At 69.2% G+C, this 18,465-nt stretch carries 19 protein-coding genes; 8 read left to right on the forward strand and 11 right to left on the reverse strand.

What is annotated here, in order from left to right; translation table 11 throughout:
- Positions 1-58: 58 nt before the first annotated feature.
- A complete protein-coding gene (locus tag ACIA1L_RS31510; protein ID WP_396076688.1) occupies positions 59-3,691 on the reverse strand; it encodes a DUF4132 domain-containing protein in 3,633 nt (1,210 codons plus the stop codon).
- A gap of 105 nt (positions 3,692-3,796) precedes the next feature.
- Positions 3,797-4,873: a DUF3616 domain-containing protein gene (locus ACIA1L_RS31515; RefSeq protein WP_396076689.1), complete on the reverse strand. Its 1,077-nt coding sequence runs from the start codon at positions 4,871-4,873 to the stop codon at positions 3,797-3,799.
- Between the two features lie 162 nt (positions 4,874-5,035).
- Here ACIA1L_RS31515 and ACIA1L_RS31520 point away from each other — a divergent pair, with 162 nt between their 5' ends.
- Positions 5,036-5,530, forward strand: coding sequence for a hypothetical protein (locus tag ACIA1L_RS31520; RefSeq protein WP_396076690.1), 495 nt, complete (start codon positions 5,036-5,038; stop codon positions 5,528-5,530).
- 61 nt (positions 5,531-5,591) lie between these two features.
- Here the strand turns inward: ACIA1L_RS31520 and ACIA1L_RS31525 are convergent, their stop codons facing one another.
- Entirely contained in the window at positions 5,592-6,335 is a 744-nt protein-coding gene (locus ACIA1L_RS31525; RefSeq protein WP_396076691.1) for an alpha/beta fold hydrolase, read from the reverse strand.
- Positions 6,336-6,438: 103 nt separating this feature from the next.
- Between ACIA1L_RS31525 and ACIA1L_RS31530 the strand changes: the two genes are divergently transcribed.
- Together ACIA1L_RS31530 and ACIA1L_RS31535 are read left to right on the forward strand one after the other, a co-directional pair.
- Complete coding sequence (locus tag ACIA1L_RS31530) at positions 6,439-6,750, forward strand: hypothetical protein (RefSeq protein ID WP_396076693.1); 312 nt, start codon at positions 6,439-6,441, stop codon at positions 6,748-6,750.
- On the forward strand, positions 6,744-6,926 hold the full coding sequence (locus ACIA1L_RS31535; protein WP_396076694.1) for a hypothetical protein: 183 nt from the start codon (positions 6,744-6,746) through the stop codon (positions 6,924-6,926). The genes ACIA1L_RS31530 and ACIA1L_RS31535 overlap by 7 nt, the downstream gene beginning before the upstream one ends.
- A gap of 17 nt (positions 6,927-6,943) precedes the next feature.
- Here ACIA1L_RS31535 and ACIA1L_RS31540 read toward each other — a convergent pair whose 3' ends face one another.
- Both ACIA1L_RS31540 and ACIA1L_RS31545 read right to left on the reverse strand, forming a co-directional pair.
- A complete protein-coding gene (locus ACIA1L_RS31540; protein ID WP_396076695.1) occupies positions 6,944-8,353 on the reverse strand; it encodes a PrsW family intramembrane metalloprotease in 1,410 nt (469 codons plus the stop codon).
- Positions 8,347-8,877: a hypothetical protein gene (locus ACIA1L_RS31545; RefSeq protein WP_396076696.1), complete on the reverse strand. Its 531-nt coding sequence runs from the start codon at positions 8,875-8,877 to the stop codon at positions 8,347-8,349. The genes ACIA1L_RS31540 and ACIA1L_RS31545 overlap by 7 nt, the downstream gene beginning before the upstream one ends.
- A 133-nt stretch (positions 8,878-9,010) precedes the next feature.
- On the opposite strand from ACIA1L_RS31545, the gene ACIA1L_RS31550 reads away from it, so the two are divergent.
- Both ACIA1L_RS31550 and rfbB read left to right on the forward strand, forming a co-directional pair.
- Positions 9,011-10,078, forward strand: coding sequence for a glucose-1-phosphate thymidylyltransferase (locus ACIA1L_RS31550; protein WP_396076697.1), 1,068 nt, complete (start codon positions 9,011-9,013; stop codon positions 10,076-10,078).
- Positions 10,075-11,034, forward strand: coding sequence for a dTDP-glucose 4,6-dehydratase (rfbB, locus tag ACIA1L_RS31555; protein ID WP_396076699.1), 960 nt, complete (start codon positions 10,075-10,077; stop codon positions 11,032-11,034). Before ACIA1L_RS31550 ends, rfbB begins: the two co-directional genes overlap by 4 nt.
- A 1-nt stretch (position 11,035) precedes the next feature.
- On the opposite strand, the gene ACIA1L_RS31560 is transcribed toward rfbB, so the two are convergent.
- From ACIA1L_RS31560 to ACIA1L_RS31570, 3 genes are read right to left on the reverse strand one after another with little or no spacing between them, the layout of a single operon-like run.
- Positions 11,036-11,428: a GtrA family protein gene (locus tag ACIA1L_RS31560; protein WP_396076713.1), complete on the reverse strand. Its 393-nt coding sequence runs from the start codon at positions 11,426-11,428 to the stop codon at positions 11,036-11,038.
- 2 nt (positions 11,429-11,430) lie between these two features.
- Complete coding sequence (locus tag ACIA1L_RS31565) at positions 11,431-12,141, reverse strand: class I SAM-dependent methyltransferase (protein WP_396076700.1); 711 nt, start codon at positions 12,139-12,141, stop codon at positions 11,431-11,433.
- Between the two features lie 2 nt (positions 12,142-12,143).
- Positions 12,144-13,979, reverse strand: a complete 1,836-nt coding sequence (locus tag ACIA1L_RS31570) for a hypothetical protein (protein ID WP_396076701.1) — start codon at positions 13,977-13,979, stop codon at positions 12,144-12,146.
- An 82-nt stretch (positions 13,980-14,061) separates the two neighbouring features.
- Here ACIA1L_RS31570 and ACIA1L_RS31575 point away from each other — a divergent pair, with 82 nt between their 5' ends.
- Together ACIA1L_RS31575 and ACIA1L_RS31580 are read left to right on the forward strand one after the other, a co-directional pair.
- Positions 14,062-15,027: a glycosyltransferase gene (locus tag ACIA1L_RS31575; RefSeq protein WP_396076702.1), complete on the forward strand. Its 966-nt coding sequence runs from the start codon at positions 14,062-14,064 to the stop codon at positions 15,025-15,027.
- Positions 15,024-15,446, forward strand: a complete 423-nt coding sequence (locus ACIA1L_RS31580; protein ID WP_396076703.1) for a GNAT family N-acetyltransferase — start codon at positions 15,024-15,026, stop codon at positions 15,444-15,446. The genes ACIA1L_RS31575 and ACIA1L_RS31580 overlap by 4 nt, the downstream gene beginning before the upstream one ends.
- Here the strand turns inward: ACIA1L_RS31580 and rffA are convergent.
- From rffA to ACIA1L_RS31595, 3 genes are read right to left on the reverse strand one after another with little or no spacing between them, the layout of a single operon-like run.
- A complete protein-coding gene (gene rffA / locus ACIA1L_RS31585; RefSeq protein ID WP_396076704.1) occupies positions 15,436-16,554 on the reverse strand; it encodes a dTDP-4-amino-4,6-dideoxygalactose transaminase in 1,119 nt (372 codons plus the stop codon). The two genes, ACIA1L_RS31580 and rffA, sit on opposite strands and share 11 nt — an antisense overlap.
- A gap of 44 nt (positions 16,555-16,598) precedes the next feature.
- Positions 16,599-17,558 (reverse strand): hypothetical protein, encoded by a 960-nt coding sequence (locus tag ACIA1L_RS31590; RefSeq protein ID WP_396076705.1) that lies wholly within the window; start codon positions 17,556-17,558, stop codon positions 16,599-16,601.
- The gene (locus ACIA1L_RS31595) at positions 17,555-17,899 is read right to left on the reverse strand and encodes a PadR family transcriptional regulator (RefSeq protein ID WP_396076706.1); all 345 of its coding nucleotides are present in this window, start codon (positions 17,897-17,899) and stop codon (positions 17,555-17,557) included. Before ACIA1L_RS31595 ends, ACIA1L_RS31590 begins: the two co-directional genes overlap by 4 nt.
- Before the next feature lie 273 nt (positions 17,900-18,172).
- Between ACIA1L_RS31595 and ACIA1L_RS31600 the strand changes: the two genes are divergently transcribed.
- Complete coding sequence (locus ACIA1L_RS31600; protein ID WP_396076707.1) at positions 18,173-18,439, forward strand: MbtH family protein; 267 nt, start codon at positions 18,173-18,175, stop codon at positions 18,437-18,439.
- Positions 18,440-18,465 lie beyond the last annotated feature (26 nt).

Consider the following 18,465-nt stretch of genomic DNA (forward strand, 5'->3'; position numbering starts at 1 on the left):
GAACTGGGGTGGGTGACCGAGGAACTGGGATCGGTGACGGTGACGATGGGGTCAGCGCTCATGCGGTGATCTCCGTCAGGTCGCGAATGATTTCAGAGACGGCTACCGGATCGAGCCGGCTCAGCGGCAGCCGGTGTTCCTTCCCCCAGTAGCCGTTGCCATCGGACAGAAAGATCTGGTCCAGCTTCTGCTCGGGGAAGATGTCCAGCGCGCCGATGGCGATGCCCGGGTCGAGGCTGATGACCACCTCGAGCTTCGGGCCGAGGACCAGCTCGATGGAGCCCTGGTGGCCGGCGTCCTGGGGTGACTCGCGGCGCCAGCCCCGCCGTTCCAGGCCGATCACCTTGCCGGTGTGCACGGTGATCCCCTCGAACCGGGTGAACCGCCCGGCCTTGATTTCCTCGTCGGTCAGCGTGTAGGTGGGCCGGCCGAGCTGGGGGAAGGGCTGCAGGATCTCATAATCGGCGAAGATCTCGGCCCACGCGGCGAGCGTCTCGCCGAGGTGCAACGGGTGGGCAACGCCGATCACCGCGTCGTCGGCGAGGTCACTCTGCTCATCATCCACAGTGGAAAACGTACGATCCTCAGCGACGCGCAGCGTGTCGATCACTGTGCCGGACTCGTCGTAGCTTGCCCAGACCAGGCGGCGAACGATGTGCCAGAGCAGTGGGTGCGCGACGAACAGCTGGCGGAACTCGGTGCCGCTCCAGCGCCGCCCGGTGACCATGGCCCGCTCCAGGCGGCGGAGCTGATCGGCGGCGACCGTCCGCACGTCCTTCTTCAGCGCCGCGAACTGCTTCGCGGCGGCGGGGGCCAGCTCGGCATCGTCCCGCGCGCCCGGCTTGGGCAGCGTTTTGAGCCGCTTTCCGGCGCTGTCGCAGACGTACGGACGCAGCTGCTCGTCGAACCCGACGGTGAATTGCCGCGGCCCGTAATCGAGCTGCAGGCTCCCCTCGGCGCCGAGTCCGAAGTCAGGCACCAACCGGTCGGCGAGCTGGTCGGCGCTGAGCCCCAGCCCGGCAGCGACCTCGGCCATCTGCTGCTCGGCTGCGGATTTGAGCCCCTTGAACTTGGCCCGCTGGGCAATGCCGTGCAGGTGCATCAGGGCGACGTCGGTGCCGATGGCAGCCAGCACCTGCACACCAGCGACGGACCGGGCATGCCCGCCTTCGCCCGGCCAGGCGAGGATCATCGGCGTCAACCGGCGCACCGTCTCGTCGTTGCCGATCAGCCCGAGCACGGGCAGGACCCAGTTCTCCTTGGCGTTCCCCCCGGCAGTAAGCCAGCGTTGGAACAAGCTCCAACCGAATTCGGCCAGGCTGTCCGGCTCGCAACTCTCCCGGACGAGCGCCAGCCCGGCGTACGGTTCGTCGCCCTTGCCGAGCATCAGCACGGTGAGCAGATTGCTGACCGCGTCAGGCGGCAGCGCGCCCGCGCCTTCGCGCAGCACTACGGCGGGGAGCAACCCCGGCACCGCCCAGCCGGGCGCTGTCGGGATCCGCGTGGGTAGCATAGTGAGGGGGTCGGTGGACAGCAAGGTGTCGATGGCAGCAGCGGCTTCTCCGCCGTAACTGAGGGCGGCGGCCCGCACCGCGTCGCTGTGCCCACTGGTGTGCAGCAGAAGCAGCGCTTGCTCGGCGTGGCGCCGGCCGACTCCCGCGGCGGCGAGCGCGGCCGGAACCAGCGCCCGGGCGGCCGCGGCGGGATGGCGCAGCAGCCACGCCCGCGCGGTCCGGCGCATGCTCTTGAGCCGGCCGTACCATTCCGCCATCAGCAGCGCCGCCTCGACCGAGGCGTACGGCAGCAGCAGCTCGCCGAGGTCGGCCGGATTGCGCCGGGCCAGCTCAGTGACCTGGGGAAGCATGCCCAGCTCGAACCGGGCCACGGCGATGTGCATCCAGTCGCGTGCGTCCCACGTCTCGGCGACCCGCCATTGCGGCAGCACCGGCCGGACGAGCTCCTCGGGAGCCTTCATGAAGAACGTCGGATATTCCCACCACCGCGCCTGGTTCGCGCAGATTCGTCTGGCTAGCTGGTCCCAGGTGTACTGCGGGTCGGCGTACGGCTCGACGGGATGGTCCAGCCAGGTCTGCCGCTCGTCCGGGAGCCAGCTGATCGTCGGAGCGTCGGCGCAGGCCGGCAGGGGCACGACAGCCGGCTTCGCCGCGCGGACCCGGCGCAGCCACGGCGGATCCGCCAGCACCGGCGGCACCGCGGACCTGGGTGCCGGCACCACGGCGGCCGCCGCCGCCCGGATCTCGGCGACCCGGTGCGCCGCTGACCCGGTCAGCTGCTCGGCAACCCGCTCGGCGAGCTCGGGATGGGTGAGGACGTGACTGCGCAACAGCTCGGTGATCTGGCCTTTCGGGGTGGCCTCGGCGAGCAGCCGCATCGCCCGGGCGGGGAAGCGCTGGGCAGCCTCGAGCAAGGCGGCAACGACATACTTGCGATCGAGTCGTTCGATCAGGCCGCGCAGTGCGGCATCGCCAGGCAGCACGGCCAGCGCGGACAGCAGACGGCGCTGAGTGTCAGCGCCGTAGGGATCGGCGTCGAACCAGTGTAGCAGCACACCGGTCGCCTGTGCGCCGATGCCGTCCATCAGGGTGGTGATCAGGGCGAGTGAGGTGAGGTATCCGTAGGCGTCCGCCACCGCACCCAGCGCATCGGCCTGGTCGGCGGTGCCTGCCGCGAACAAGAGCAGGCCGGCCCGGTATTCGTCGGCAGCAGTCACCGCATCGGCGACGTCTGCCGCGACCCACTCCACCGCGCTGGGGACCAGCACCGAGGTGGCCGTCCGGGCATAGGCGCCGTTGTTCCGGTAGGTGGTCAGGGCGGCCACCGCCGCCGCGTGCTCCTCAGCGGACGCCGCGGCGAGCGCGGCACGCACCCGGAGCAGGATGTAGGCGGTGCCGCTGACGGATCGCTGGTAGGAGGTGTCGCCGGCGCGCCGATAGCGGATGCCGGGCCGGTCGGAACCACCGGCGTAGGTCCGCCCGCGCAGGTTGTCATCAGTGAGGATGAGCATGAGGAGCTCGGTGGCTGCGCGGGTGGCGAACAGCAGGCCGCGTTCGGCAATCCACACGTCGGCATAGGCGGCGGCCTGCTCCGCATCGCCCCAGCCGCCCGAGGACGCGACGGCCGCACACACGGCTGCGCCGGCGGGTGGGGCGTCGCCCGCGCCAGCTCGCCATTGGCGTGCGGCGGCGGCCAGCGCAGGATCGGTGCTGGTGGACTGCAGGATCCACTCGAGCTGGTCGGGCCGGCGGCGGGAGTCCAGCTCGGCTGCCCGTTCCCGGGCCCGCGGATCCGGGACGAACGCAGTCACGCCGGCACCGCCGCGGCGTGGACATCGATAGCGTAGCCATGCACCAGGCAGCACAAGTGTGTCCTCATTGGCTGCCCGGGGCTTCGGCACGGGCGGAGAATCGGCGGCGGGCGCGTCCGGGGCGCCGGCTACCTGGCTGACTGGAGCCGGTGCTGATGTGGCGGTGCTTTCGGCGTACCCCTTGCGGAGCTTTTCGGCGATGAGCTTGGTTTCCTGGGCCGCGGCAGCCTCTCCTGTGTCGAAGGTCTTGACCTTGGCTTGCCCGGTGGTGCCGGTCCGACCCCACCGCACGGTGAGGTCGGTGCCGTCCCGGTGGACCTCCCAGAACTTCGCCGAGCTGCCTTCGACGAACGCGAAACTGCGCATGCGGAAACCTTCGTTCGGGTACGCGGAAGTCGCCGGTGCGAGCCGTCCAGCCTCGATCCGGTGGCGCCGACGTTAGCGACCCGGTACGACAAAAAGCCTCGCCGGTCAGTGGCCGGGCAGCCGGACCACGTCGGCGAGCACCGTGTTTGTCGTGGTGAGCCGGGCCACGGCCGGACTGTCGTGGACCACCATCAGCCGTCCCTCATCCAGCGGACCCAGCACCGCGAGCCCCTCGGCGTGGTCGTCGCCCTCGCCGTAGGTGAGCTCCAGCTCTCGGGTGAGCTCGTCGTCGCGCGCGATCGTGGACAGCTCGGCCCGGCAGGCCCCGTGCCAGCGGTAGATCCGGACCGGCCCGTCGAGGTCCATGGTCGGCCCGGCGAGCACCAGCAGGTCGTCGCCGGCCGGGCACAGGTCGCGGACGCCCAGGCCGTCCAGATCCAACACGTGCTTGCGGTACGGCAGCCCGTCTGAGAACGGCAGCAGCCGCAACTGTTCCGGCCGCTGCGGGTCCGCGTACGGTCGGATCTCGAGCACGAAAGCCCAGCCCCGCAGGACCGGGCCGCGCAAGCCCAGATAGACCCGGTCGTCGTGCACGGCGAGGCCCTCGATGTCGAGGCCGTTGTCCTTGCCCGGGATGTCGAGGAACCGCGCGAGGTGCGGATCGTCCTCGAGCAGGACGCGCAGGTCGTCCCGGCCGGACAGCACCGCGGCGCGCTGCGGCACGCCGTCGACGACGACCTCGCGGGTCGGGGTGGGCAGCCCGTCGACGTCGACGATCGGGATGCGGACCAGGATCTGGCGGTTGTCCTGGCCTTCGACGCGGGCCAGCCGCTTCAGGGCCTTGGCGCCGGAGTGGCGGTCCTTGATCTGCTTACGGCGCAGGCTGTGCGAGCCGACCGCCCAGAGGAACGGCCCGTTGCGCGCCAAACCCTCGATGTCGGCTTCGGCGTCCGGATCCGCGCCGGGCAGGTCGACCAGGTCGGCCAGTCGGAAAGTCGACTGCTGGCTGTACTCGGTCGGATGCTCCGCGTCGTCGGCGACCAGCCGTTCCACCGTCGCGGTCTCGTCGCCGGCGATCCACAGCACCGGCCCGTCGGTGCGCACCGCGGACAGGTTGCTGTGCGTCGCGGCCAGGTGCGATGCGTGGTCGAAGCACAGTCGGACCGTGCGTTCCAACGTCAAGGAAACCCTCCGGATTTTCGCTGCGAAAGCGTCACTACCTACTTCTAGGTATAGCTGCGCCAGGCCACTCGCCGGATTCTCATCGAGCAAAGCCGATGTGTTGGTTCGGGCGTTCCGCCGCGAACCGGCGCAGACGGGGGGCTCGACATCAAGGAGAAAGACGTGAAAACCACCGTACGTACGCGTCTCATGGGCGCTGTCACCGGAGCGGCGCTGGCCGCCGGCGTGCTGACGGCCACCGCGGCACCCGCCTCAGCGGCCGCGATCAAGTGCGCCGCCGATGATCGCTACACCGGTTGTCTCACCATCGAGTACGCCGGCGACCAGAGATGGGACGTGCTGGTCGGCTTCGACCGCTACCTGCCCGAGGCCTACGCCAGAGAAATCATCGCCTGCCCGGGCGCCGGGCGCTTGACCGCGAAGATCATGGGTTCCGACCCGAGCAACAGCGACGACGACCTGGGCCTCGCCTACCTGAAGAGCGGCTGGCCCAAGGCCGGGCCGAGGGGCCTGTCCGCCGAGTTTTCCCGGTCCAGCATGAACCTCAACGAGGACAGCGGCGAAGCCGACGAGGTGTACGCCGAGATCTCCTACTACGACTGCCACACCGGACTGACGCAAAGCTTCAAGACCGGCCTGCACAAGGGCAAGTTCTGATCCCGTACGTGGTGCGCCTTCCGGTCTCAGGGCCGGGAGGTCGCTAACCATGTCGGTGAGCCTATGCAGACTGCTCCAACCGGCCGCCGACCCGAGCCACCTCATCCGCAGTCAACACCGGCACGCCACCGTTGGCCGCCGCCCGGACCACCGCATCCACGCAGTAGGCCACCAAGTCTGGCGCCTCGGCCGGGATCTGATGACTCGCCCGTACGGCCGTCACCAACGGCCCGCCGACCTGACCCGCAAGGATCCGTTGATGGACCGCCCACAGATCGGTGACTGCCGGATGCGGGAGATCCTCGTTCCAGTTGCTCGCCTCGCTCGCCACGACAACACTCGGCACCGCCGGGGAAGGAGCCTGGAGCACCTCCACCTCACTCAGGACAAGATCGATGGCAGTGCCCGACTCGGCGCCGTCCAGGATCGGCGTGGTGCCGTCCCACAACCGCTGCCGCGGCACCGAACAGTCCAGATAGACCAGGCCGGCGACGCGCTCAGGATGCCGCCCCGCGAACAGCCGGACAATGTTGCCGCCGAACGAATGCCCGACCACCACCACCGGCTGCGTGATCCCTGCCTCGTCCAGCAGCCGGGCCAGCTCATCGGCGAACGCACTCGGCGGCAGATCCGGATTCGGCGCCGGGCGAGGCGGCGCGTCACCCGTCCCCGGCCGGTCATACATGACGGTCGCGGCACCGCACGTCAATCGCTCCGCAACGACCGACCAACCGGCCCCGCCGAGAGCAAGCTGAGAAACGAACACGACCCGCGGCTCTGCGCCGGGCTGCAGGAAGACAGACATATAGCGAATCATATCGATACGCGGACCCGTGTCTTGCCGGGCAAGACCTACGTAGGGTGGCGGATGCTGTGCGCCAACTCCGCAGCGAAGAAGCGCAATTCCGATGAGTACGCCGCGTTGGTTCGTCGACCCCCTCGACTCTGTTGTCCTGGCGGAAGGCTTCCTGGCCGCGCATTTTCAGATCGTGGCGAGCGCCATGCTGAACGACCGGTCCTACGAACCGGCTCCCACTCGCCCAGGCGCCGACGAGTGGCTGCAGGTCGTTTCGTCGCCGGAGCGGCGGTTTCTGCTGTGGAGTGTGCGTGACGCCTCCGGGCTGGCCGGATTCGCCCGGTTGTCGCTGCCGGAGCACGAGAACAGCGACCACGCTCAGATCGAGATCCGCGTTGAGCTCGGTGCCGGCCGGAGATGCTGACCTGGCTTGCTGCCGATCAGCCGACCGATCTCGACTGCGTCCTCACCAGCGTCGCACCGGACAACCGTCACATGCTGTTGATCAACGAGGAGCTGGGTTTCGTGGTGGACAGCGTGGCCCAGCTCGTGGAGGTAAGCGTCGCGGAAGTCCGGCTACAACTGCACGGCGATGGGTAGGTCGCGGCGTGGTGCAATCAGAAGAGCACCGCAATGAGCAGCGTTGTGGCGGCGCTGTAAGCGCTGAACAGTGCCGAAAGTGTGGCGATAGTTGCCAAGCGACCGCCCACCTTGCGCCAGCGGAGGACCGCCGCACCTAGTATTGCGAGGAGCGCGGCGGGGCTGAAGAGGAGGCCGGCGGTCGCGGCCGTGAGCACTGCCGTAGCGGCTGCGGTCGTGGCGCGGGTGGGTGGCAACGGCACGTCCGCAGCGGGATTGATGTCCGGCACGCCGTGGCGGGCGGTGGCTGCTTCTTGGGACCAGTGCAGCAGTGGCGGAGCCAGGCCGAACGGGCCGAAGGCCGGATATCCCAGGTAGGGCTGGGCTGTCGCCGCGGTGAAGCAGAGTTGGGCGCGGCGAAGTGTGGTGTGGCGACGTGCGGCCTCGGCCCCATGGAGGCGGCGGATGCGCCTGGTGGCGGACCGGCGGGCGCGTACGGAGGCCAGGGTTTTCACTTCGTCGGGTTGAATGGTCTCAGGGGCGAGCGCGGCGGCCCGGGTAAGCAGCATCCGGGCATCCGAGCGGCGGAGCTGGACCAGCCACCACAGCGGGTATCCGGCGAAGGCGACGACGACCAGCAGATAGCCGGCCATCGCATTGGATTCGGACAGGGCGGCCAGGGCGCTGGTGGCAGCGTGAGAGACCGGTGAGTTGACCGCGGCGTGCATGAGCATCGCACCGGACAGGGCGGCGGCCAGGACGCCGAGCCGCTGCCTGGGGGAGCGGTCGCGGCGCAGCCAGGCGTACGCGATCCCGGCGCCGGCTGTGGCGGTGAACAGGGGGTGGCCGACCAACGCCAAGGCCACCGATCGCAGCGCGAGGGTGGACAGGGCCGCTTCGACGTCGTCGGGCAGTACGTCGTCGGCCGCTGTCAGGGCGTAGACGGCGTCCTCGGTCAGGGCGAAGCCGACGCCAACCAGGGCGCCATACAGGGCGCCGGACCAGACGGTGGTGAGGTACGGCCGGGCCACGAGCAGCACCATGACGACGCCCGCGCCTTTGCCGATTTCCTCGGCGTAGGGCGCGGCGATCGCTGCTCCCCAGTCGGCAGCGAAGGTGGGGGAGACAGTCTGGGCCACCAGCAGGTCCACCGCGAGACCGCCGAGTAGGCCCACCGCCACTGCCAGGGCGCCGCCCCAGGCCAGCGCGAAGGCCACCAGCCAGGCCGGCCGCCGTTCGACCGGGTCGGCGAGCCGAAGCAACGCCGTTAGCCAGGCCGCTCCGGCCACCAGGGTCACCGGCAGGGTCGCTGCCGCCGCCCAGGGCGTGGACAACGAGGTGAAAATCGTGCCTACCGCGAGGAAGAGTGCCGACAGCGCGACGGTGATACCGAGGATCGAGAACGCCGGGGTCTGTAACGCCGACCAGCGCGGGGCCGGGGTTACCACTTGGCTGCCTCCTCGAAGGTGATGCTGGAAATGGCGCTCCAGACTTCGGGCGGCGCGGAGCCGCAGCCGGTGTCCGGCATCGTCACGACAACGCCTGCTCCCTCCGCGACGGCGGCGAAGTAGCAGCCGGCTGGCGCAAGATCGCCGCGTTCCCCCTGCACTCCGGCGGTGGTCGGCCAGGGTTCGGCGGGGCCGGGCCGCAGGTCTTCGTCGCGGTCGAGCTTGTGGCGGGCGTGGGCGATGAATTCCGCCGGCCGGTCGGGGACGGCGCTGGTTGCTACCTTGACGGTCACCGCGCCTGTCCGGAAGGTGACATCGCCGGAGCCGGGGCGGGCATCGCCGAGGTCCAGGCGAGCACCCGCGGGCAGGGTAAGGGCGACGCCGTCGCCGATGTCGATGCGGCCGCCCGGGAGGGCGGGCCCTTCTTCCGGCAGCAGGGCTGCTGGTATCCCCGGCAGTGCCACTGTGAGACCGAGGCCGACCAGCAGGCCCACCGCGGCCAGCGCATTACGTCCGGGCCCCACCGTCATGACCTCCCACGCCTACCCATTCATGATCTTGCCGGGGACATCATCCCTGCTGACCCGCCGCCCGTCGAACCGGCCGGTCGTTGAGCCGGGCGACGATGTCTCTTTAGGCGAAGAAGGTCCGCTGACGATGAAGGCGCTCGTGCTCGCCGGCGGCCGCGGTACGCGGCTGCGGCCGCTCACCAACACCTCGGCCAAGCAGTTGTTCCCCGTTGCCAACAAGCCGGTGCTGTTCTACGGACTGGAGGCGATCCGGGACGCCGGCATTGTCGAGGTGGGGATCGTCGTGGGGGACACCGGCGCGGAGGTGCGTCGGGTGGTCGGCGACGGCTCGCAGTTCGGGTTGCGGATCACCTATCTGCAGCAAGAGGCGCCGCTCGGGCTGGCGCACTGTGTGCTGATCGCCCGGGAGTTCCTCGCCGATGACGACTTCGTCATGTATCTGGGGGACAACTTCCTGGTCGGCGGGATCCAGGAGCTGGTGGCGGCGTTCACCGGTGCCGACTACAGCGCCCAGCTGCTGCTCACGCCGGTGGACGACCCCCGCTCGTACGGGGTGGCCCAGCTCGGTCGCAGTGGTCAGATCGTCGGCCTGTGGGAGAAGCCGGACGAGCCGGAGAGTGACCTGGCGATCGTCGGCGTCTACATGTTCACCCCGGCCGTGCACGAGGCCGTACGGGCGATCAAGCCGTCGGCGCGCGGCGAGCTGGAGATCACTGATGCGATTCAGTGGCTGGTGTCGAACGGCTACCACGTGCACTCGCATCTGATCACCGGCTATTGGAAGGACACGGGCCGGGTGCAGGACATGCTGGAGTGCAATCGGATCGTGTTGGAGTCGATTGCGCCACGGGTGTTGGGGACGGTCGACGACCGGACGCAGATCACCGGGCGGGTCGTCATCGAGCAGGGTGCGGTCGTCGAGGGTTCGGTGTTGCGCGGTCCGATCGTGGTCGGGGCGGATTCCAAGATCGTGGGCTCGTATCTGGGGCCGTTCACGTCGATCGGGGACGGCTGCACGCTGGAGGACGCCGAGATCGAGTATTCGATCGTGATGAACCATTCGACGGTCCGGGGGGTCTCGCGGATCGAGGCGTCGCTGATCGGCAAGGGAGTGGAGGTGACACCGGCGCCGCAGACGCCGCGGACGCATCAGCTCGTCATCGGTGACCACAGCACGGTGCGGATCCGCGGATGAGGATGCTGGTGACCGGCGGTGCCGGCTTTATCGGGTCGCAGTTCGTGCGGGACCTGCTGGGCGGTGGGTGCGCCGGGTTCGAAGACGTGCGGGTCACGGTGCTCGACTCCCTGACGTACGCGGGAAATCTCGCCAATCTGGCCGCGGTGGCCGACCATCCCGGGTTTGCTTTTGTGCGGGGTGACATCGCGGACGATGCGGCGGTGGCGGCGGTCATGCCCGGCGTCGACGTGGTGGTGAATTTCGCGGCGGAGACCCATGTGGACCGCTCGATTCAGGACCCCGAGGCTTTTCTGCGCAGCAACGTGCTGGGGGTGCAGCGGCTGCTCGACGCGGCCCGCTCGGCGCACGTCACCACGTTTCTGCAGGTCTCGACCGACGAGGTGTACGGCTCGATCGCCGCGGGCTCATGGCCGGAAACGGATCCGCTGCTGCCGAACTCCCCGTATGCGGCGGCGAAGGCAGGCGCCGATCTGTTGTGCCGGTCGTATCACCGTACTTATGGAATGGATGTTCGGGTCACGCGCTGTTCCAACAATTACGGGCCGTACCAGCATCGGGAAAAGGTGATCCCGCTGTTCGTGTCGAACCTCTTGGCGGGACGGCCGGTGCCGCTCTACGGCGATGGTCGCAACGTGCGCGACTGGCTGCACGTGGCGGATCACTGCCGGGGCATCCGCACGGTGTTGCGCAAGGGCGCGCCGGGGGAGATCTACAACATCGGCGGCGGGACCGAGCTGACCAACCGCGAGCTGACCGGGCTGCTGCTGGCGGCTTGTGACGCGGACTGGTCGCTGGTCGAGCACGTCACCGACCGGCTCGGCCACGACCTGCGCTATTCGGTCGACATCAGCAAGATCCAGTCGCTGGGGTACGAGCCGCGCGTCGACTTCGTGGCCGGGCTCGCCGACACGGTCCGGTGGTATCGCGACAACGCTGCCTGGGGTCGTGACTGAGTCAGCCGCGGAAGGCCCAGAGCCGGCCGGCCTGATAGTTGATGAGCGGTCCGAGGGTGATCACGATCGCCTGGGCGAGCAGGACCGGCAGTCCGGCCACGTCGACCAGCGTCCACAGCCCGCCCAGGCTGAACAGCAGCGCCCACACGCATACGACGTAGAACCGCAGGAATCCGGTCAGCACCGGGCCGGTCGCCCGAAAAACGAAAGCGCGATAGATCGGGTACGTGAGAATCGCGGTCAGCGTGCTGGTGACCGCGGCGACCACCAGGTAGGGCACCCGGTTCCCGAGCGCCAGCCAGCCCGCCGCAAATAGTCCGTAGTAGACGGCTGCGCTGATTCCGCCCGCGCCCACGTAGCGGACCCGGCGGTCCTCGGCCAGCCGGGCGAGCACGGTCAACGCGGGCGGTGGGCGCGCAGCATCAGCGACACTCCCGGAAGCCGCTGTGCGGGCAGGTAGCGTTCGGCCACGACGACCGACCGCAGCGCGGCGTTCACCAGCGGCGGCAGCGGCGCCAACTCGTTGCCCGAGGCCCGTTTCCGGGTCATGGCGACGACCGGCCGCAGCAACACGTTCCAACTCCACAGCTCGTCGATGGAAAGGCCGCCCTGAGTGATGACTCGGGTCAGTCCCGGCCGGTCGTACCGGCGGAAGTGGTGGCCCGCGACGTCGTGGGCGGACCACAGCCGCATGTCGCACGGCACGGTGACCAGCAGCGTCCCGCCCGGCCGCAGCACTCGGCGGATCTCGGCGGCGGCCTGATCGTCGTCCTCGATGTGTTCGAGCACGTCGAAGGCGGTGATCAGGTCAATGCTCGCCGAGGCGACGGGCAGGTGGGTGGCGTCGCCGCGGACGACCGTCAACCCGCGCTCCGCGGCGACCCGGGCGCCGTCCGCGCTGTATTCGAGCGCGATCGGCCGCCAGCCGTGCGTCCGCAGCACCCGGGTGTTGCCGCCCGCCGCGGCACCGATGTCCATGGCGGTTCCGGTGCTGCGGCCGGAGTCGGCGAGGCGCCGCAGCCAGCGGGCCAGGATCGACCGGCGCTCCTGGAACCACCAGTGTCGGTCCTCCAGCGTGGCGAGCCGTTGGATGTCGCTGGTGTCCATGCTCAGGGTCCTTTCGTGGGTTTGTCCCACCGGTAGCTCGCCGGGTCATCGGCCGGCACGTACACCTCGAGCCGCATGGTCTGCTCCTTCGGGGCGAGCAGTCTGTATCCGGTGTCGAAGTCGAGCCCGCACGCGCGGAACAGGTCCTTCTTGTCCGATGTCACCGGGCGGTCGAAGAGCAGGATCGGCGCTTGTCGGCCGGGCCGGGCTGTCGGGGCGTGCCAGGGGCCATGGACGCGGCAGTCCGCGAGGATTCCCGCCGAGGTCCGGGCCGGGTCGGCGGGGGCGTACCACGCTTCGCCGAGCGGGCGGCCGCCCAGCACCAGGACGACGCCGGGCATGGTGTCGAACGCCATCATCGGTCGCCCGGGCCACAGATATGGCTCGAGCTGCCGGTGCAGGTCCCGGAACCCGGCGGCACGCTCCGCGTCCAGCCGGATGTGGTTGAGGGCCGTGACACCGGGCACGGAGCTGGTGGTCTCCGCGCGACCCGGGGTCCGGTAGGGGTGCCGCCACAGGCCACCCGTGGCGACGCAGGCGGTCGCGACGACGACGGCGGTCGCCACACCCGCGGCAAGCACGCGGGCCGGGGCGGGCGCTTTGTCGAGGCCGGTCACCACGGCGACGAGCAAGGCCATCCAGACAGCGAACCCGTTGGTCGCCACGACGAACGGGGCGTTGCTCGTGCCGAGCGTCTGCAGGATCGGCAGCAGGAACACCACACCGAGCAGCAGCCAACCGCGCTGATGCTCCCGGCCCAGCGAAGACTGCCGGTCGAAGATCGCGGCGACGGCGGTGGACACGGTGAACGCCAGCGCGGCGATGAAGATCAGCACCCACTGGTAGAGATACAGCCGCCCGCCGCCGAGGGCGCCCGAGTCGACGACGTGATACGCCGACAACGCGGCGCCGAGGACGGCCAGCGCGACGGCGGCGATGCGGGAAACCTTCCGCCGCGCGAGGACGACCGCCGCGGCCGCAACCAACAGCAGCCCGTCGTACCGAGCGACCGACAGCAGCATCGGCCGGGTCAGATCCCAGTACCGTTCGAGCAGCACCGGCAGCGAGAACGATCCGGCCGAGAGCAACCGGTTGACCTCGACCAGGTACGGCACCGCGTACGTCAGGGGCACGATCAGGAGATGGACTGTCGCGATTGCCGTCACGACTCCGGCGAGGGCACCGGCCGCAGCCCGACCCAGGGCACGCCAACCGAGCGGGTACACCGTCACCGCCCCGGTCACCGCGATCAGCAGCAGTAGCGGTCCGGCCGACCATTTTGCCAGCAGGATCGGGACCAGCAGCAGACCGCCGACCACCGGCAGCCAGATCGGTACGCGCGCGTCGCGTTCGGCGTACGTGGCGATGCGCAGCACGACGGCCAGGCAGCTCATGGCACCCAGCAGGACCACATCGTTGTATCCCGGGCTTTGCGGAAGCCAGCCGTAGATGGCACCCCCGGCCGCCAGGATCGTCGCGGTGCCGGCCGCCTCCCACAGCCGGGTGGCCGGTGCCGCGGGCCGGCGCAGCCGCAACCAGCCCATGAAGGCCCAGCCGAATCCGAGATGGGTGAGCACGATGGTGAGGAGCCGGAACAGGCGCAGCCCGGCGATGTCGTGACCCAGCAGCTCGAAGACCGGACCGTAGAGGTACTGCGAGCCGGTGAAGGTGCGGGGATTGACGTCCCACCAGCGGTAGGAGAGCAGGTAGTAACCCTCGTCGGTCAGGTCGAAACCGTGCCCGGCGGTCAGGACGGCAGCGCCGATCCAGACCGAGGCGACCGCGGCCGCGCCGGCGAGCGCAACGGCGGGCCATTTCGAGGTACGCGCGGGTTGCACATCACGCGAGGCGGGGGACGGGCGTTGAGAGGGATGTATCCGGTCTGAACCGGATGATTCCACCCGCAAGGGAGTAGTCAACGTGTACGTCTCCGTCGTCGTGCCCTGCTACCGGTCCGCGGCCACGCTGCCCGCGCTGGTCTCCCGGTTGAACGACGCACTGCCGGGATTCGTGTCGGACTTCGAGATCTTGCTGGTGGTGGACGGCGGCGACATCGACACCTGGACCACCGCGCGCGACCTGGAACAAGCACACGAACGGGTGCAGGCGTTCCGGCTGAGCCGCAACTACGGCCAACACAACGCGCTGGTCGCGGGCGTGCGGGCGGCCAGCCACGACGTCATCGTCACCATGGACGACGACCTGCAACACCGGCCCGAAGAGATCCAGGTGCTGCTGACCGCCCTCACCGACGACATCGATCTCGTGTACGGCGTACCCGAGCGGGAAGAGCACGGCGCGACCCGCAGCCTGGCGTCCCGGCTGGCGAAGGCCGGCCTGGAACGCGCGATGAGCGTCGACGGTGCCCGGCAGATCAGCGCCTTCCGTGCCTTCCGCACCTATCTGCGTGACGGCTTCGCCCAGCTCAACGGCCCGCACGCCTGCCTCGACGTGGCACTGTCCTGGGGCACCACCGGATCCACCGCGGTCACCGTACGGATGGACGACCGCGCACACGGCCGCTCGAACTACACGGTCCGGATGCTGATCCGACACACGCTCAACATGGTGCTCGGCTACTCGACCGGGCCGCTGCGGATCGTCACGTACCTCGGCTTCCTGGCCGCTCTGATGGGGTTGCTCCTGTTCGTCCTGATGCTGTTCCTGTACTTCAGCGGGCAGACCCAGGTCGCCGGGTTCACTACAGTGGCGTGCATGGTGGCGATCTTCTCGGCCGCGCAGCTGCTCGCCATCGGCGTGCTGGGCGAATACGTCGGCCGGATCCACACGAACGGGCTGGGCCGCCCCACCTACCTGGTCCGCACCCCGGATCTGCCGGCGGCCGCCGCCATCCCGGCCGGCCGCAAAGCGCTGGTCGAGTCGTGAGCGGCTACGAGTTCGACGATTCCCCCGAGCGCGTCGACCGCGACATCGTCTGGGCGTTCCTGAGCGGGCCGGCCTATTGGGGCCAGTGGCGCACCCGCGACATCGTCGACCAGCAGATCGACGCCTCCTGGCGGGTGGTCGGCTGCTACGAGAAGGCCACGGGCGCGATGGTCGGCTTCGCCAGGGCCATCTCGGACGGTCTCGCCCTGGCCTACCTGGCGGACGTCTTCATCGTGGCCGAGCATCGCGGCCACGGCCTCGGCGTCGCCCTGATCGACGCGATGGTCGACCAGGGACCCGGTGCGCACTTCCGCTGGATGCTGCACACCGGAGACGCCCACGGCCTCTACGCGAAGGCGGGCTTCGCAGCGCCGGACCACACCTACCTGGAGCGTCCCGGCCGCGCACCTAGCCGCTGAACTCCCGTACCGCCGTCACCACCTGCTCGACCTCGTGCGCGGCCATACCGGCGTACAGCGGCAACCGCACCAGCCGGTCGGCGATGTCCTCGGTGACCGGGCAGCCGCCGGGACCGGTCCGGCCGAACCGCTCCCCGGCCGGGGCGTTGTGCAACGGCTGATAGTGGAAGGTGGCCTGCACGCCACGCTCGGCCAGGTGCCGCAGCAGCGCCTGCCGTCGTGCCAGATCGGGCAGCAGCAGATAGTAGAGGTGCGCGGAATGCGCGCAGGTCGCCGGCACGGTCGGCCGGATCCACGGCAGGTCGGCAAACGCGGAATGGTAGGCGTCCCACACCGCGTGCCGCTGCCGCTGAATGACCTCGAACGCCTCGAGCTGAGCGGTCAACGCCGCGGCGAGCAGGTCGGACGGGAGATAGCTGGAACCCACGTCCATCCAGCGGTACTTGTCGACCTCGCCGCGGAAGAACCGGCTCCGATCCGTACCTTTCTCCCGCAGAATCTCGGCCCGCTCGGCGAACCGCTCGTCGTTGATCAGCAGCGCACCGCCCTCACCGCACTGCACGTTCTTGGTCGAGTGGAAGCTCTGCGTCGCGAACGCGCCCAGCGACCCCAACGCCCGCCCGCGGTACGCTGCCCCGAGCCCGTGCGCGTTGTCCTCGACGACGGGAATCCCGTGGTGCTTGGCTACCTTCCCGATCGCGTCCATCTCGCAGGCCACTCCGCCGTAGTGCACGACGACGATCGCTTTCGTCCGTACGGTGATGGCCGCCTCCACGGCCCGCTCGTCGATGTTCAGCGTGTCCGGCCGACAGTCCACAAACACGGGCACGGCACCCCGCAACACGTACGCGTTGGCGGTCGACACGAACGTGAACGACGGCATGATCACCTCATCGCCCGGCCGCAGATCCAGCAGCAACGCCGTCAACTCCAGCGCATGCGTGCAGGACGTGGTGAGCAGCGCCGCCCGCGAGCCGACCAAGCCGGTCAGCAACTCCGTGGCGCGCCGGGTGAACGGCCCGTCGCCGGAGGTCTGCCCCGACTCGGCGGCTTCGGTCAGATACTCCCGCTCGCGAGCGGCCAGGAACGGTCGGTTGAACGAAATCACACTCTTTCAACCGACGTACCCCCGGAACGGATGCTTTGCCGGTCCTACTGAGCTGCGGACTTGGCTAGCCGCTGGCGTGCGGCCAGCGTGAGCATGAGCAGCGCAGGACCGACGATCGTGACGACCGATGCCGCGGCGACCAGCGACCACCATTCAGATTGCGGGGTGTGGCCGACCGCAAAGGCAAGCGTTTCCGCTGGGTCGCGAACGAAGAACAGCCCGATCGGACCGAGCAACACCAGCAGAGCCCAGCCACCACGGTGATCACCGCGCACCGCCAACACGATCGCGAGGAGCAGTGTCAGCGCCAGGAGGGCACCTCCGATGACGGAGAGGCCCGACGTGGTCAGTTCGTCGTAGGAGCCGTACTCGCTGTTGTTCCTACGGAGCGGATTTGTCGTTCCGATGGCGACCGCAACACCGACGGCGAGTGGTGCTAGCCGGCCCCACCAAGGCAAGCGCCGTACGCCGGCGAAAGCCACCGCGCCCAGGGCCAATACCGGCAGCAGGACGAAGAGCGCGGGTCGCTGCAGACCGGTGACGGCGGCCAGCGGTATCAGGCCGGCGGTCACGACGGTCGCGGTGCCGACGGTGTGCCGGGCAAACCGGCCGGGCAGCACTGCCAGCAAGACGGCGGCAAAGAGCCACAGCGCCCAGCAGGCGATGGCGAGGAAAGATCCAGCTTCAGTCTGCGGGCCTTCGCCGATCAGCGACGCGTACGCGTCGACCGGCATTTCGAAGACCGCGAGCGCGGTGGTCGCGAGCAGCGCCAGCGGTCCGGCGAGGCGCAGGCCGGGCCGGAGACCGGTGGCTGCGGCGGCGCGTCGGTGCTGGCGGAGGCCGCCCTGGACCAGGTCGGCTACGTCGCGGGCGGTGGGTCGGCGCTGGTCCGGCGCGGCTAGCTCCAGATAGGTGCCGACAATCTCCGGGCCACGCACTCGCCGGTAGGCAGCCGGGTAGCAGATGCGCACCAGCCGCGAGTAATGCTGTTCCAGGTTTTTCATGCCATCCCCTCGATGAGTGCGGGCGTCCAGGCGCGCAACCGGGCGCTGGCTGCCGCCACGTTCTGCCGCATCCGTTCGGTCTCCGCAGCCAGCACGCCGGCACCCTGTTCGGAGAGTCGGTAGTAGCGGCGGAGTCTGCCTTCCACGACTTCTTCGCGGTCCACGGCGACGAATGCCGCGTCGACCAGCCGGTCCAGGGCGCCGTAGAGCGTTCCGGGGCGCAGGGAGATGCGGCCGTTCGACAGGCGAGACACCTCGGCGATGACCGCGTAGCCGTGTAGCGGGTCGCCGGCCAACGCGGTCAGGATGAGGAACGTAGGTTCTCGAAGCGGCGTGTCCATGCGGCCAACATAACGGACGCGAAGGTATGCCGAAGGTAAAGGTATCGACCTTGCCATCGATCGGCGTTATCGCTTAGCTTAGGCTCACCTAACTCACGACGAGACCTGCTGCTGGTGCAGTGTGCTGTTAGTTTAGGCTAACCTAACTGTGCTAGCGTACGCTCGCCGTCGGCTGTCGATGCGTGACGTGCGTCGAGCCTTTCCCGCGCTTTGACAAGTCGGGATCGGTAAATGTCGGCAGCACGAAATACGCACCGGACCAAGGGAGGAACAATGCCCCAGAACCCGTTCGACGACGACAGTGGCACGTTCTATGCCCTCGTCAACTCCGAAGAGCAGTACTCCCTCTGGCCCACCTTCAAGCCGGTACCGAGCGGCTGGACGATCGTGTTCGGCGGCCCCGACGGCGCCTCCCGCGCCGACGTCCTCGCCTGGATCGACAAGACCTGGACCGACCTGCGTCCCAAGTCGCTTCGGGACTTCATCGCCGAGCAAGAGGCGCTCACGACCGCTGCGCCCGCCGCGGCCACCGGCAACTGACGAATTTCTCGATCTCGTTCAAATAC

Origin of the sequence: Actinoplanes sp. NPDC051859 (assembly GCF_044452725.1) — a bacterium.
Lineage (GTDB): Bacteria > Actinomycetota > Actinomycetes > Mycobacteriales > Micromonosporaceae > Actinoplanes.